We start from the raw sequence: 14,326 nt of genomic DNA on the forward strand, positions 1-14,326 counted from the left end.
GCTCACGTCCTCCCCGGCGGCCTCCGCGGCGCCGCCGTCACGCGCGCTCAGTACTTGCGCTTCGGGAACTCCTGGGCGGCCGTCTCCATCGGGAAGACGCCCTCCTCGGTGACGATGCGCTTCGGCAGCTGCTTGCCCGCCATCAGGTCCTTCACGGCGCTCATCAGCTGCGGCCCGAGGAGGGGGCTGCACTCGACCGTCACGTTGAGCTTGCCCGCCATCATCGCCTCGAACGCGCCCTTCACCGCGTCGATCGAGATGATGAGGATGTCCTTGCCGGGTTTGAGCCCCGCCTCCTCGATGGCCTGGATCGCGCCGATCGCCATGTCGTCGTTGTGGGCGTAGAGGACGTTGATGTTCTTGCCCTCCGCCTTGAGGAACGCCTCCATGACCTCCTTGCCCTTGGCGCGCGTGAAGTCGCCCGTCTGCGATCGGATGATCTTGAACTGGGGCTTGTCCTTGATGATCTCCTCGAACCCCTTCTTGCGATCGATCGCGGGGGCCGAGCCGACGGTGCCCTGCAGCTCGACGATGTTGACCGGGTCCTTCTGGTCCTTCGTCTTCTCGACCAGCCACTTCGCGGCGCGGCGGCCCTCCTCGACGAAGTCCGACCCCATGAAGCTGACCCAGAGGCTGTCGTCCTTCGTGTCCACCGCGCGATCGGTCAGGATGACGGGGATCTTGGCCTCCTTGGCCTCGCGCAGGACGGGCTCCCAGCCGGTCTCGACCACGGGCGAGAACGCGATGACGTCGACCTTCTGTGCGATGAACGACCGGATGGCCTTGATCTGGTTCTCCTGCTTCTGCTGCGCGTCGGAGAGCTTGAGGTCGATCCCGGCCGCCTTGGCGGACTCCTCGATCGACTTGGTGTTCGCGGTCCGCCACTCGCTCTCCGCGCCGATCTGGGAGAACCCGAGCGTGATCTGTTTATTTTCCTTTTGACAGCCCGGCCCGACCAGGATCATCGCCAGCCCTGCCAGCGCCACCATCCCTGTGGTGACAAAGTTTCTCCTCTTCATGGCGCAGCTCGTCTCCTCTCGTCCATCGCCTCGTTCCATGAGGCACCTGACTCATCCTCGCCGTCGTCCCCCGACGTCCGGCGTCACTTCTGCCCGTAATACGCCCTCTTGCCGTGCTTCCGGTCGAAGTGCTTGCGCACGAGCGCGTCCGGCAGGCGCGCGGCGCCCGGGTGGATCGTGCGGGTGATGAACGCCATCCTCGCGATCTCCTCGAGCACCGCCGCATTGTACACGGCCTTCTCGGCGTCCTCTCCCCACGCGAACGGGCCGTGTCCCGCCACCAGCACCATGGGTGTGTGAAGCGGGTTACGATCCCTGAAGCACTCGATGATCTGCTTCCCCGTCTCCGTCTCGTAGTCGCCTTCCACGGCGTCCGGCCGCATCACCTCGGTGCAGGGTACGTCCTCGGCCAGGTGATCCGCGTGCGTCGTACCGTAGATCGGGATCGGCGTGCCTGTCTGCGCCCAGCCCGTCGCGTAGGTCGAGTGCGTGTGCACCACGCCACCCAACCCGCGGAAGCTCGCGTAGAGAACGATATGCGTCTTGGTGTCCGAGGAGGGGCGGAGGCGTCCCTCCACCACCTTCCCCTCCAGATCGACCACGACCATGTCGTCGGCCGACAGCCGATCGTAAGGGACGCCGCTCGGCTTGATCGCCAGGACGCCTCGGTCGCGATCGAACGCCGAGACGTTGCCGAACGTGTAGATCGCGAGCCCTCGGCGCGGGATCTCCATGTTCGCCGTGAAGGCGCGCTCGCGCAGCTCTCGATAGGTCGCGCTCACGTCGTGGCCCTCAGTGCGCCAGCCGGTAGGCGAGATCGTTCCAGCGGAGCTCGTTCTTGAGCGAGCGGATGTCGGTCCCTTCGCCGATGCGGACCAGCTCCACGCCGGCGATGGAGGCGAAGTCCTCCACGTGCGCCATGGTCACGGCGCGGCTGTGGGCGCAGTGATGGGCGCCCCCGGCCAGGATCCACGCCTCGCAGGCGAGCCTGAAATCGGGCTTCGGGACCCACACCGCGCGCGCCACGGGCAGCTTCGGCATCGCCCTGTCGGGCGCCACCGACTCGAGCTCGTTGGCGACGATCCGCATGCGGCCGCCCATGTCGATCATGGCAACGTTCACAGCGGGCCCGACCCCGGCGTCGAAGACGAGCCGGCACGGGTCCCCCTTGCCGCCGATCGAGAGCGGGTGGATCTCGAGCGACGGCCTGCCGGCGGCGATCGACGGACAGATCTCCAGCATGTGGGCGCCGAGCACGCGCTCTCGCCCCGGGACCAGGTGATACGTGTAGTCCTCCATGAAGGACACGCCCCCGCGCAGGCCCGTCGCCATGACCTTCAGGGCGCGGACCAGGCCGCAGGACTTCCAGTCGCCCTCCGCCCCGAAGCCGTAGCCGTCCTCCATGAGCCGCTGCACCGCGAGGCCGGGGAGCTGCTTGAGCCCATGCAGATCCTCGAAGGTCGTGGTGAAGCCGCCGAAGCCGCCCTCCTTCAGGAAGGAGCGCATCGCCGCCTCCTGCCTCGCCGCGTACCGCAGATCGCCGTGGCGATCGCCGCCCCTCCTCAGGGCGGGAGCGATGGTGTACGCCTCGTCGTACTCGGCCACCAGGCGATCGACCTCGCGCTCGTCGACGTCGGCGATGCGCCCCACGAGATCGCCCACGCCGTAGCCGTTCACCGACCAGCCGAACTTGACCTGCGCCTCGACGCGGTCGCCGCCGGTGACGGCCACCTCTCTCATGTTCATGCCGCCGAAGCGCGCGATCTTGAGCCGCCGCCCGTCGAGGATGGCGCAGGCGGCGCGCGCCCAGACGTCGAGCTTGGCGAGGACGTCGCCGTCCGTCCAGTGGCCGACGATGACCCTCCGGTCGATGCGCAGGCGAGCGCCGATGTACCCGAACTCGCGGTCCCCGTGGGCCGACTGGTTCAGGTTCATGAAGTCCATATCGATGCTGTCCCAGGGCAGCTCGCGGCCGTACTGCGTGTGCAGGTGCGCGATCGGCTTCTCCAGGCGCTTGAGCCCCGCGATCCACATCTTCGCGGGCGAGAACGTGTGCATCCACGTGATCACGCCGGCGCACCGCGGCGACGCGTTGGCCTCGCGACAGACGGCGAGGATCGCCTCGGAGCTCTTGAGCGTCGGCTTCCAGACGACCCTGACGGGGAGCTTGCCCGAGGCGTCGAGGGACGCGGCGATCTCGCGCGCGTGTTCGGCGACCTGCTTCAGCGCCTCCTCACCGTAGAGGTCCTGACTGCCGGTCAAGAACCAAACCTCGAAGCCTTCTCGAAGATCCTGCATGGCGATCCCGCTCATTGCGTCAACTCCCTCTCCACAAACGATCCCAGCGCGACATAATCCCGGTACAGCGCGTCATAGAGCCTGGCGCGCGTGGGATCCGGCAGATACCGGGCCTCGGTCCCAGGCGACATCGCGCGCTGCGCGTCCTCGACCGTGGCGTGAAGGCCGGCGGCGGTCGCGGCGAACATCGCCGCGCCCAGCGCGACCGGCTGCTCACCGGCGCGGACCTCGACCGTCATGTCGAGCACGTCCGAGAGGACCTGCATCGTGAGGGGGCTCTTGCGCGCGACGCCGCCGACGCCGATGATGCCGTCGATGCGGAGCCCCTCGGTTCGGAAGCGCTCGACGATGGCGCGCGATCCGAAGGCGATCCCCTCCACGAGCGCGCGGTAGATCCGCGGCGCGTCCGTGCCCAGATCGAGGCCGACGATGGCGCCCCGGAGCCGCTGGTCCGCGTCCGGGGTCCTGCGCCCGTTCAGCCAGTCGAGCGCCAGCACGGAGCTCCGCGCCGGCGGGATCTCCGCGGCCGCCCGCTCCAGCTCGGGGATGATCCGCTCGATCGCCGCATCGGCGAGCGTCACGTCGGCGACCGTCGTCCGGAGCGAGTGGCCGTCGCCGGGCAGGGCAGGGAGGATGGCGAGCAGCGGCCAGCTCAGGAGCTGCTTGAACCAGGCAAAGACGTCGCCGAAGGCGGACTGCCCCGCCTCGTAGCCGATCGCGCCCGGGAGGATCGAGCCGTCGACCTGGCCGCAGATCCCGGCGACGAGGACCTCCGGCGCGCCGGTCTTCGGGACGACGAGCATGTCGCACGTGCTCGTGCCCATGACCTTGAGCAGGCGGTTCGGCTGGATGTTGCCGCCGACCGCGCCCATGTGCGCGTCGAAGGCGCCGACCGCGACGACGACGTCGTCCGGGACGCCGAGCGCCGCGGCCCACCCGGGCGAGATCGTCCCGAAGGGCACGTCGGCGGTCCAGGTCTGCGAGCCGAGGGTGGCCTTGAGCGCGGGCAGGCGCGGATGGAGCCTCGCAAGGAACTCGTTCGAGGGATAACCGTCGAACTCCGGGTGCCACATCGCCTTGTGCCCGGCGGCGCAGCGGCTCCGCTTGATCTGCCGGAGGTCTTCGGTGCCGGTCAGGACGGCGGGGATCCAGTCGCAGTGCTCCAGGACGGTGACCGCCGCGCGCGCGACCGCCGGATTGGTCTCGAGGACGTGGAGCACCTTGGCCCAGAACCACTCGGACGAGTACACCCCGCCCTCGTACTTCGTGTAGTCCACACCCCCCCAGGTCCGAGCGACGCTGTTGATCCGCGCCGCCTCGGCCACCGCGGTGTGGTCCTTCCAGAGGATGAACATCGCGTCCGGGTCCTCCTCGAAGCGTGGGCTGAGCGAGAGAGGCCTGCCCTTCGCGTCCGCCAGGACCGGCGTGGATCCGGTCGTGTCGACCGCGATCCCGCGCACGTGTGCGGCGACGTCGCTGCCCGCCTGGTCCAGGGCCGCGCGGATGGACGCCTCCATGGCATGCAGGTAGTCGAGCGGGTGCTGTCGGAACCGGTGTGCGCGGGCGTCGCAATAGAGGCCCTGCGCCCAGCGCGGGTAGGGCGCGACCGAGGCCCCCGCGAGCTCGCCGCTCCGCGCGTCCGCGACGACCGCCCGAACGGAGTCGGTGCCGAAATCGATCCCGATGACGAATGTTCCCTTGCGCATGACGACCCGTTGGCCGGACTAAGCCAGTAAGGATGTGACCCGAGTTCAATGTGAACGTTCACATTGTGACTGTCAATCACAATCTGCCGGATCGCGACGGTTCTCGCGTCCCGAAGGATGAGCCAGGCTGCAACTCTACTCTCGTGCGGTCCGGCCGGGAGGGGGCGATGGTCCGCCGGCTCACGCGACGACGTGGACGTGCGCGTGGTCGTGCACGTCCACGTGCGCGTGGTCGTGCACGTGCACGCGCACGACCACGCCCACGACCACGACCACGACCACGACCACGACCACGACCACGACCACGTGAACGCTCACGTTGGTGACCGATGGCGGTGGGGCTTCGTGCCCTGAGCGTGACCGAACGAGCTTGGCGAGCGCCTGTGGGGACGCGGCTCAGCCGCCTTCGAGGCAGATCCTGCGCACGAAGCGCCTCACGGTCGATGCGCGATGCTCCGCATAGTAGCCCTCGGCCGCCGCTCTCGACGCCTCGCCCGGCGCGTCGAGGCAGTTTGCGATGATCTCGTAGCCGTCCTGGAGATGGTTCGGGTCGCCGGGATGCGTGCGACGATATTCGTGCACGAGCTCCCGCATGCGCGCGCCGTTCCGCGCGCTCATCGCGTCGTTGAGCAGCCCGATCAGGCCGTTCTCATGCTGGATCTCGACGTGGCGCTGCGTGATGGGGTGGGGGTGGGCGGGGCCGTCGTGGCGGTCGTCGGGGCTCGGCCCGATGACGGGCAGGTCGTCGATCGCCGCGGCGAGGACGGTGCTGCCGGCCGAGGCCGGTGGCTCGCTCGACCCACGGCGCGACGCTGCCTCGCGCGGCGCCTCCTCTCGCGACGTCTCCTGCCGAGAGGAAGGCAGCGGTCGCGCGTCGGGCTCTCGAGAGCGATGCACGAGGTAAAGCGCCGCGCCGAGGAGCAGCAGCGCGGCGACGGACCAGCGCCTGCGCGCCGACCTCATGGAATCGTCACCGTCCACGTCACCGTCTCTTGCGAGCGGGGCCAGTTGTCGCGACCCCAGCAGGGATCGATGTACCGGGGGTTGGTCGAGGGAGGAGGGTCGAGGCACTCGCCGCTGCGGTAGCGCACCAGCTCTTCGCCGGCGTTGTCGTAGGCCTTGGCGACGATGGTGTGGGTGCCCGAGGCGAGGCCCGCCGCGGCGACGTTGTAGACGGGGCCGCCGTCCGTCGCGATCACCTCGCCGTCGAGCGTCCAGTCCACGCTGATGACGTCGGGATCGATCACCTTGACCGCGAGCGTCGCCGGATCCGTGACGGCGCCCGCGGGTGGATCGGCCGAGTCGATCGGCTTGATGCGCATCCAGATGTCCATGATCATCTTCTCGCGCGAGACCGGGTTGAAGCTCGTGTTCTTGTTGTCTCCGAACAGGCTGTTCATCATCGAGTTCGAGGACGGGCGGTACTGTCCGCTATCCACGTAGCGGCTGCCGACGAACGTGCCCTGGACGCCCGTGGCGTCGGCGGCGTCGTACGCCAGCCACTTGTCCCATTTGCCCGCGGTCGTCGTGCAGTTGCCCGTTGTGTTCACCTCGACGTACTCCGTGCCGCTGCCGCTGCACGTGTTCGCGCCGCAGGCGGAGCCCGTCGCCTTGGCGCAATACTCGTCGGCGAGCTGATGGAAGCCGTGGCCGCCTTCGTGCAGCGCCGCTCCGGCGGCGTCCCCGTGCCCGCCGGACCAGAGCATCCAGGCCGAGCCCGTGTTCCACCAGCGATCGTTGTTCAACACGATGGCGTGCCAGTCGACCTCGAAGTCCTCGGGGAGGTTCGCCTTGAGCGCCTGATCCGCCGCGCGGGTGTCGCACTCTGCGAGGCGGCTCTCGTCGTCGCCCGTGCAGCCGAGCGCTCCAGGGATGCCGTTCGAGCGGCTGACCAGCTTGACGGCGCAGATGTTGACGAACTTGCGATACCTGCCGTACGGCTCGCCGATCGGGCTGCTGAAGCGCTTGGCCATCGCCTCCTCGATGTGATCGAGGTACGTGGTGTTCACGGTCGTGGCGTCGTAGCCGTCGCCCACGATGACGTAGTTGATGCGGTTTTCCGGTGGGCCCGCGCTCTCGATGGCCACGCCGTTCGCGCCGCAATCGAGGACGTAGGCGGAGTCGCCTCCTCCGGTGCCGCCGGGCACGAAGCTCCCCCCGGCGCCCGTGCCGGTCGAGCCGCTCTGGACCGCGCCTCCCGCGCCGCCGGAGCCGCCGGAGCCCGGAGCTTCGCTGCCTGTTGCTCCGCTGCTGGCAGCGCCGCCAGACGCGGAGGTGCTGCCCTCCGGCGTGCCGCCGCCGTCGGCCGTCGCCGCGGGGCTGTCCGGCGCCTCGCCGCAGGCGCAGAGCGCCACGAGGCTCAAGAGGTGCAGGTGGAATCTCGACTTCATCATGTTCACCTCACGACCTTTCGCAGGCGGCGTCCACGCCGAGCTCCACCGTATCCCATCCCCGAGGATCCATAGGCGTCAGCCAAGCTCGTTCGGCCACGCAGGGCACGAAACCCACCCCCTTCACCCACCATCGTTTACCAACGTAAACGTCCACGCAAACGTTTATGTATACGTTTACGTGGACGTTCGGATGCGGGAGGACTCGGCGGGAGGCTTGGTTGACGGCTACGGCCGGATCACGGTCAGCCGAACAGCCCCTCGATCGCTGTGGTGTGCAGGTCGCGGTCCCCCATCACGAGATCCGGGACCCCGAAGGAGCCCGCGATCGCCATCCACAGGTCGTTGGTGGAGCGGCCGCCGCGGTTGCCGTTGGTCCACACCTGCCCGCCGCGCAGCGTGGTGCCCTCGCCGCCGAACAGCACCCACGCCATCTTGTCCCAGTTGTGATGCCGCGTGCCGACCTCCGTGATGTACGGGACCAGCGTGGTGTCGAGCAGCGTCCCGCCGGCCACGTCCTTCGTCTCCGCGAGCTCCTTCAGGAAGCCGGCGACGTGACCGGCGTAGAACTCTTCCACCCGCGTGAGGAACTCGAGGGTGTCGGGCGTATCGGGATCGTGGCTCGTGGTGTGGTGCACCTTGAAGATGGCGGAGTTGGGCGGCCACAGCTCGCCGAAGCTCACGTGGTTCGTGCCAGGGGCCCACTGGAACGTGACCACGCGCGTCAGGTCGCAGCGGAACGCGGCCTTGATCACGGCGAAGTGCAGGGCGCCGATGCGCGCGTGCTTCACGTCGTCGCGCTCGCTCACGACGTGCGAGCTGCCGTAGGGATCGATGTGCCCGCTCACCTCGATCGTCTCGGGCTCCTGCGGCACACCGCAGGACGCGGGATCCCTCGGGTCGGCGTCGAACTCCTTCTCCACCTCGCGGATGGCGGCGGCGTGCCCCTCCAGCGCCTCTCGCTGCGAGCTCGGCGCGAGGCTCTGAAGGCGCTGGAGGTCCTTCAGCGCAAAGTCGAGCACGCTCTTCTTTTGGAGGCGCGCCCGATTCAGGGCGTCCAGGTTCTCGTCCGTCGGGCCGCCCGGCATGAGCGTGCCGAACACGCGCCTGTACACCTCGAGCGGCTGGTAGTAGGGCTTCATCGGCGCGCGCGCGCCCGAATAGGACATGTGGCGGGTCGACACCTCGGGCGTGTCGGCGCGGTTGTCGCAGGAGACCTGGAGCGACGCGATGGGCGTGCCCTGGAGCTCGGCCGACTGCTTCACGAGCAGCTGGTCGATGCTCGGCGCCTCGGCCATCGGATCGTCGCCGCCGTTGCCCGGATACAGCTGCTTGGTCCGCGTCCCCGTGCACATCAGCACCGTCCCGCGCTCGTGGCCGCCGCCGACGGACCCCTCGTGCGGCAGCTTCAGGTCGCGCATCACGACCATCCGAGACTTCATGGCCTCGAACGGGGTCAGGATGCGGGAGAGCGTGAAGTTGGTCCCGTTCCCTTGCGGCCAGTAGTTCTCGTACACGGTGCCCACGGGGCGCTGCACGATCAGCAGGCGCCTCGGGGGCGCCGCGCCCTCGGCGGCCGACTCGAGGCCCTTGAGCACGGTCATGAGACCCGCGGCGGCGCCGATGCCTTGCAGGAAGCGGCGGCGAGACCATCCGTAAGAAAGGTTGTAGCCCACGGTCATTCCTCCCTGGCGCGCTCGGTCAGCGCGGGCGACGTCACGATGGCTTTCACGACGTTGGACAGCGTCCGCTGGCCCTCTGGCAGCGCCTCGATCACGCGCTCGACCTGACAATCGCGGGTCGAGAGCTCCTCGTCGTCCGTGCCGTAGGTCAGCAGGTGCCGCGTGATGCACGCGGCGAACCCGTCGTTCTGCGCGACGGCCTCGGCGAACTCGACGGCGCTCGCGTAGCTCCCCGCGACCTCGGCGATGTTGCCCAGATTGACGCGCGCGTCGATGGGCTCCCCATCGAGGGTGTCGCGGTACCGGCCGACCGGATCGTAGTTCTCGAGCAGCAGGCCGAACGCGTCGAACTGGGCGTGGCACCCGGCGCAGGTGCCGTTCGCAGCGCGCGCGTCGGCGCGCTCGCGCTCGGTCATGTCGGCCTCGAGCAGCTCCTTGATCGCGTCCGAGAGCGCCTCCGGGGGCGACGGGATCTTCCCGAGGCAGAGCATCGCGCCGCGCACGAAGAGCCCTCGCGCCACGACGCTCGTGTTGTCGGTCCGGGACAGCGCCGACAGCAGGCCGGGCTGCGTGAGGATCCCGGCGCGCTCCTCGGCCGGCAGCTCGACCTTCGTGAACTCCTCCGGGCTCGCGCCCGTGTGCTCCACGCCGTAGACCTCCGCGAGCACGCGGTTCACGAACGTCTCCCTCGTGGTGAGCAGGGCCGACACGTCGGCTCCGCGGCTCCACAGCAGGTCGTCCAGGAGCAGCTCGGTCTCGTGGAACATGCTCGCCTGGAGCGCGGGGGTGTACTCCGGGAAGAGCCCTGGATCCTTCACCGTGCCGAACAGGTTGCTGAGCCCCCACGCCGCGATCAGCGTGGTGTTCAGGGTGCTGCGCGTCTCGGGCTTCTGGAGCAGCCGCTCGGCCTGGCGCGTCAGCTCCTCCGGATCGTTCAGGGCGCCGGAGTCGGCGGCGGCGGCGAGCTCCGCGTCCGGTAGGCTGTCCGTCAAGAAGAACGAGAGCTCGCTCGCGACCTCGTGCGCGGCGAGCTTCACCACGTCACCGTCCGCCTCGCCACCGAGCTCGGTGCGGTAGGAGAACGAGGGGGACGCGATGAGCGCCTCGAGCGCGAGCGAGACGCCGCGCTCGTAGCTCGTCTCTTTCCCGAGCGCATAGACGGACCACAGGTTGTCAAGCTCCGTCTGGTCCATGGGCCGGCGGAACGCCCGCTGCGCGAACTTCGTCAGGAACGTCTTGGCGCAGGCGTCGTCTCCGTCGGGGGCGCACCCCGTCACCTGCTCGAAGCGCCCAGAGATGCTCTCGGCCGCGTAGGCAGCCCTCGCGAGCCGCGTATGCACAAGGGAGGTCCCCACGACAAGGCCCTTCTTGGCAAACGGCTTCGTCCGCGCGTCCGGCGCCTGCTCCGCCTCGATGGCCTCGTCCCCCAGGAGATCCCGGATGGCGTTCATGAACTGCAGGTCGGCGAGCAGCACGACCCGCCGTTCGAGCCGCGGGTTGCACACGGCGTCTCCGCCGCCCGAGGAGCTCGTGCCGCCGCCCGTCGGGTTCGCACCGGCGCCGGAGGAGGAGGAGGAGGAGGAGCCCGGGTTGCCGCCGATATCACCCACGCACCCTGCAACGAGGAGCGACGCGCATGCGGCCGCTCCCAGCAGCCGGGAGGTCACCCCGCTGTGAGTGAATGTTTCCACCTCCCATCGATCCCATGCTGCGTTCGGACCGGTGTTGTGAGTGGAAGATTTCATGGCTCCCGCTGCGCGATCTCGGCCGTCGAGCCACCTCGGCGCTTTGCGGCGCGCTCGCCTCAAGGCGGCGGCCAATAACGAAGATAGTTTCACACGATCCCTCCTGTGAGTCCGCCCTGCTGTGTGAAAAGGTGCCTTCCTGACGTCTGAGGCCGCGGTAGATGAGCCGGCGCCGCGCCGCGTAACACCTCCACGAACCGCCGCTGCCGCGCGGCCGACCCCAACGGGCAGTGGCGCGGGAGGCGAGCGCACCGCGCAGCAGCCCAGGCCCGCCGTCTCTCATCGCGCTGCCATCGATGACGAACGCCCAAATGCGTACGCCGATGACCCTGCCGGCGCAATGCCCTAAGGATGTCCCCCCGATTGTGAGCGTTCACATTCGCCATGTCAACGGGAATCGACCGGCGCCCAACGATTTCTGAACCGGTTGAGTAGGAGGGCCAGCCGCGCTCCTCCGAAGCGCCGCCCTCAAGGGGAGGAGAGGTCGGGCTGCGGACCTGGTCGACGTGGCCATGCCCGCCGTTGGCCGTCGGCATGCCGTTCGCATAGGCCAGATATGACAGCCGGCGTGAAATCTGCGGGATCGATCGCGGCTCCACCGGGAATGGCATCTACGACGACGAACGATCAGCGTCGGTGCCGCGCTCGATCCCGATGGCGACGATCCCCAGCGCGCACCCGCCCAGTGACGCGAAAGCCGAGTGAAATGAAGAACCCCGACCAGTTTGTGAACGCTCACATTGAAGAACTCCGTTCCAATCGACCGGCCCGCGACTATCCTCCCGCGCCGATGGCTGAGAAATCTCTTCCGGTGCGCCGCGTCAAGAAGGGCGTCGGGCGGCGGGCCGCGGTCATGGTCGACGTGGCCAAGCTCGCTGGCGTCTCGTATCAGACGGTCTCGCGGGTCCTGCACGACAGCCCCCACGTGCGCCGCGACACGAGGGAGCGGGTGCTGGATGCGATCCGCCAGCTCGACTACCGGCCCAGCTCGGTGGCGCAGGCGCTCGTCACCGGGCGCTCGCGGACGCTCGGCGTGGTCAGCTTCGACACGACGCTCTACGGTCCGGCGTCGACGCTCCTGGGGCTCGAGGAGGCGGCGCACGACGCGGGGTACGGCGTGAGCATCGCCAGCTTGAAGTCGTTCAGCCGCGCGCCGGTGCTGGAGGCCGTGCAGCGGCTACGCGACCAGGGGGCCGACGGCATCGTCGTGATCGCCCCGCAGCGGTCGGCGGTGGACGCGCTGCGCCACGTCACCTCCGATGTGCCGGTGGTCGCGGTCGAGGGCGGTCCGGACGACTCGGTGCCGGTGGTCGCGGTCGACCAGCTCGGGGGCGCCGTTTCCGCGACCCGCCACCTGCTCGATCTGGGCCACAAGACCGTGTGGCACATCGCCGGCCCGACCGACTGGCTCGAGGCCGACCAGCGCATCGACGGCTGGCGCTCGGCGCTGCAGGCGGCCGGCGCGGAGATCCCGCCGCTCCTGCGGGGGGACTGGAGCGCGCGCTCCGGCTACGAGCTCGCCCCGCAGCTGACGCGCACGCCGGGCGTCACCGCCGTGTTCGTGGCCAACGACCAGATGGCGCTCGGCCTCCTCCGCTTCCTCCACGAGAACGGGCGCGAGACGCCGCGCGACATCAGCGTCGTCGGCTTCGACGACATCCCGGAGGCGGCCTACTTCACGCCGCCGCTCACCACGGTGCGCCAGGACTTCTCCGAGCTCGGGCGCCGCTGTCTCCACGTCCTGCTCGGGCAGATCGAGAGCGGCCAGCGCTCGTGGTCGCGGGTCGTTGTCGAGACCGAGCTCGTCGTGCGCAAGAGCACGGCCGTCCCCCGGCGCCGGTGAGACCGTGCGCGCTCTACCGTAACCGACATCCGTGATGTCTCCACGGACCGGGCCTTGAGCGGGCAAGCCAGGGGTACCGAGCTGGGCTGCCGCTCGAAGTGCAAAGTTGCTTCATGATTGCAGCACGTGCTGTCAATGCACGTTTCCTATCAGCCAGGAACTTGAAATGTAGGGAGCTTCGCGCGCGTGTCGTGATCACTTCCAGGTGCGGCGGGAATCATCCGTCGCGAGTTGCACGGCGTGCGTATCGCTGAGTCCGTTCGTGCCGCCGCCCCTCGGCGTTCTCGCTCCCAGCTTCACCCACGACAATTCGTCCGGCTTGCGGAAGTCCAACATGAACAAGAAGCGTTCTTCTCGATTGCTGTGCAGCACGGCCTGGCTCGCGCTCGGAATGGCGACCCTCATTGGATGCGGGGACGGGGGCGACGGGGTTGACGACGGCGTGGGCGGCTCGGGCGGGGCGGGGAGCACCAGCGCCAGCACGAGCTCCAGCAACAGCGCGAACAGCAGCTCCAGCGCCAACACGACGACCGGCGTCGGCCCTGCCACCAGCAGCAGCTCGGGCGATCCCGGGACGACCACCTCCAGCTCCGGCGGCGCGACCACGGGGGTCGGCGGCGGGGACGCGTCGACCAGCGCGTCGAGCAGCGCGTCGACCGGAACCGGCGGAACCGAGCCCGAGGAGAAGTTCGTCGGCAACATCACGACGAGCGGCGCGGTGCGCGACGGCTTCGCGAAGTACTGGAACCAGATCACGCCCGAGAACGAGGGCAAGTGGGGCTCCGTCGAGAGCTCCCGCGGGAACAAGAACTGGAGCTCGCTCGACAGGACCTACAAGTACGCGCAGGACAACAAGATCATCTTCAAGCACCACGTCTTCGTGTGGGGCAGCCAGCAACCCTCCTGGGTCGGGAGCCTCTCGCCGGATGAGCAGAAGAAGGCCGTGCGGAGCTGGATGGAGGAGTTCTGCAAGCGCTACCCGGACACGAAGTACATCGACGTCGTCAACGAGCCGCCGCCCCACACCACGCCCTCGTACACGGCCGGCCTCGGCGGCAACGGCGCGAGCGGCTGGGACTGGATCGTCAACTCCTTCAAGTGGGCTCGCGAGTTCTGCCCGAACGCAATTCTGATCCTCAACGACTACAACAACATCGAGTACGAGAACGAGCACAGGCACTTCAAGGACATCGCGAAGAAGGTGATCGAGGCGGGCGCCCCTGTCGACGCCCTCGGCGCGCAGGCGCACGACGCCTTCAAGATCAACACCAACACGGTCAAGGGGTACATCGACTCGCTCGCCGAGCTGGGCAAGCCCGTGTACATCACCGAGTACGACATCGGCGAAGCGAACGACAACAGGCAGAAGCAGATCATGGAGGAGCAGTTCACCATGTTCTGGAACCACCCCAAGATCCCGGGGATCACCCTGTGGGGCTACATCGTCGGCAAGACCTGGAGGAACGGCACCGGCCTCCAGCAGGAGAACGGCACCATGCGGCCGGCGATGCAGTGGCTGATGGACTTCCTGGACCGCGGTGGTTGACGCGGCGCCGGCGCGCTGATCTGGACGAGCTCCCTCGATCGAAGGAGCTCGGGCGCGCCGGCATCTCGTACGGATGCCGGCGCGCTCTCTCCAGGTC

12 protein-coding genes are annotated in these 14,326 nt (G+C 68.7%); 2 read left to right on the forward strand and 10 right to left on the reverse strand.

The genetic code is table 11. The features are described 5' to 3' along the window. Nucleotides 1–47 precede the first annotated feature (47 nt). The 9 genes from WMF22_RS18300 to WMF22_RS18340 form a co-directional block, all read right to left on the reverse strand. The gene (locus tag WMF22_RS18300; RefSeq protein WP_437300336.1) at nucleotides 48–1,019 is read right to left on the reverse strand and encodes an ABC transporter substrate-binding protein; all 972 of its coding nucleotides are present in this window, start codon (nucleotides 1,017–1,019) and stop codon (nucleotides 48–50) included. 83 nt (nucleotides 1,020–1,102) lie between these two features. After that, nucleotides 1,103–1,801, reverse strand: coding sequence for an L-ribulose-5-phosphate 4-epimerase (locus WMF22_RS18305; RefSeq protein WP_437300337.1), 699 nt, complete (start codon nucleotides 1,799–1,801; stop codon nucleotides 1,103–1,105). A 10-nt stretch (nucleotides 1,802–1,811) separates the two neighbouring features. Further along, a complete protein-coding gene (araA, locus tag WMF22_RS18310) occupies nucleotides 1,812–3,317 on the reverse strand; it encodes an L-arabinose isomerase (protein WP_012235941.1) in 1,506 nt (501 codons plus the stop codon). 11 nt (nucleotides 3,318–3,328) lie between these two features. Further along, entirely contained in the window at nucleotides 3,329–5,023 is a 1,695-nt protein-coding gene (locus WMF22_RS18315) for a ribulokinase (RefSeq protein WP_437300338.1), read from the reverse strand. A 180-nt stretch (nucleotides 5,024–5,203) separates the two neighbouring features. Continuing rightward, entirely contained in the window at nucleotides 5,204–5,341 is a 138-nt protein-coding gene (locus WMF22_RS18320; RefSeq protein ID WP_438036544.1) for a hypothetical protein, read from the reverse strand. Nucleotides 5,342–5,419: 78 nt separating this feature from the next. Continuing rightward, nucleotides 5,420–5,986 (reverse strand): hypothetical protein, encoded by a 567-nt coding sequence (locus WMF22_RS18325; protein ID WP_438036545.1) that lies wholly within the window; start codon nucleotides 5,984–5,986, stop codon nucleotides 5,420–5,422. Beyond that, nucleotides 5,983–7,416 (reverse strand): M64 family metallopeptidase, encoded by a 1,434-nt coding sequence (locus WMF22_RS18330; protein ID WP_438036546.1) that lies wholly within the window; start codon nucleotides 7,414–7,416, stop codon nucleotides 5,983–5,985. Before WMF22_RS18330 ends, WMF22_RS18325 begins: the two co-directional genes overlap by 4 nt. A 242-nt stretch (nucleotides 7,417–7,658) precedes the next feature. Continuing rightward, on the reverse strand, nucleotides 7,659–9,095 hold the full coding sequence (locus WMF22_RS18335; RefSeq protein WP_437300341.1) for a DUF1552 domain-containing protein: 1,437 nt from the start codon (nucleotides 9,093–9,095) through the stop codon (nucleotides 7,659–7,661). Further along, nucleotides 9,092–10,786 (reverse strand): DUF1592 domain-containing protein, encoded by a 1,695-nt coding sequence (locus WMF22_RS18340; protein ID WP_438036547.1) that lies wholly within the window; start codon nucleotides 10,784–10,786, stop codon nucleotides 9,092–9,094. The genes WMF22_RS18335 and WMF22_RS18340 overlap by 4 nt, the downstream gene beginning before the upstream one ends. A gap of 907 nt (nucleotides 10,787–11,693) precedes the next feature. Between WMF22_RS18340 and WMF22_RS18345 the strand changes: the two genes are divergently transcribed. Beyond that, entirely contained in the window at nucleotides 11,694–12,683 is a 990-nt protein-coding gene (locus tag WMF22_RS18345) for a LacI family DNA-binding transcriptional regulator (RefSeq protein WP_437301576.1), read from the forward strand. Nucleotides 12,684–12,878: 195 nt separating this feature from the next. Here the strand turns inward: WMF22_RS18345 and WMF22_RS18350 are convergent, their stop codons facing one another. Continuing rightward, complete coding sequence (locus WMF22_RS18350) at nucleotides 12,879–13,439, reverse strand: hypothetical protein (RefSeq protein WP_438036548.1); 561 nt, start codon at nucleotides 13,437–13,439, stop codon at nucleotides 12,879–12,881. On the opposite strand from WMF22_RS18350, the gene WMF22_RS18355 reads away from it, so the two are divergent. Continuing rightward, nucleotides 13,402–14,229 (forward strand): endo-1,4-beta-xylanase, encoded by an 828-nt coding sequence (locus WMF22_RS18355; protein ID WP_437300344.1) that lies wholly within the window; start codon nucleotides 13,402–13,404, stop codon nucleotides 14,227–14,229. The two genes, WMF22_RS18350 and WMF22_RS18355, sit on opposite strands and share 38 nt — an antisense overlap. Nucleotides 14,230–14,326 lie beyond the last annotated feature (97 nt).

This window comes from Sorangium sp. So ce204, assembly GCF_051526795.1.
Taxonomy (GTDB): Bacteria; Myxococcota_A; Polyangia; order Polyangiales; family Polyangiaceae; genus Sorangium; species Sorangium cellulosum_B.

What these genes read in the sequence shown, in the direction of transcription:
- WMF22_RS18300 (WP_437300336.1), bottom strand. Translation starts at nt 1,019, where the DNA reads ATGAAGAGGAGAAACTTTGTCACCACAGGGATGGTGGCGCTGGCAGGG.
- araA (WP_012235941.1), bottom strand. Translation starts at nt 3,317, where the DNA reads ATGCAGGATCTTCGAGAAGGCTTCGAGGTTTGGTTCTTGACCGGCAGT.
- WMF22_RS18315 (WP_437300338.1), bottom strand. Translation starts at nt 5,023, where the DNA reads ATGCGCAAGGGAACATTCGTCATCGGGATCGATTTCGGCACCGACTCC.
- WMF22_RS18325 (WP_438036545.1), bottom strand. Translation starts at nt 5,986, where the DNA reads ATGAGGTCGGCGCGCAGGCGCTGGTCCGTCGCCGCGCTGCTGCTCCTC.
- WMF22_RS18330 (WP_438036546.1), bottom strand. Translation starts at nt 7,416, where the DNA reads ATGATGAAGTCGAGATTCCACCTGCACCTCTTGAGCCTCGTGGCGCTC.
- WMF22_RS18335 (WP_437300341.1), bottom strand. Translation starts at nt 9,095, where the DNA reads ATGACCGTGGGCTACAACCTTTCTTACGGATGGTCTCGCCGCCGCTTC.
- WMF22_RS18345 (WP_437301576.1), top strand. Translation starts at nt 11,694, where the DNA reads ATGGTCGACGTGGCCAAGCTCGCTGGCGTCTCGTATCAGACGGTCTCG.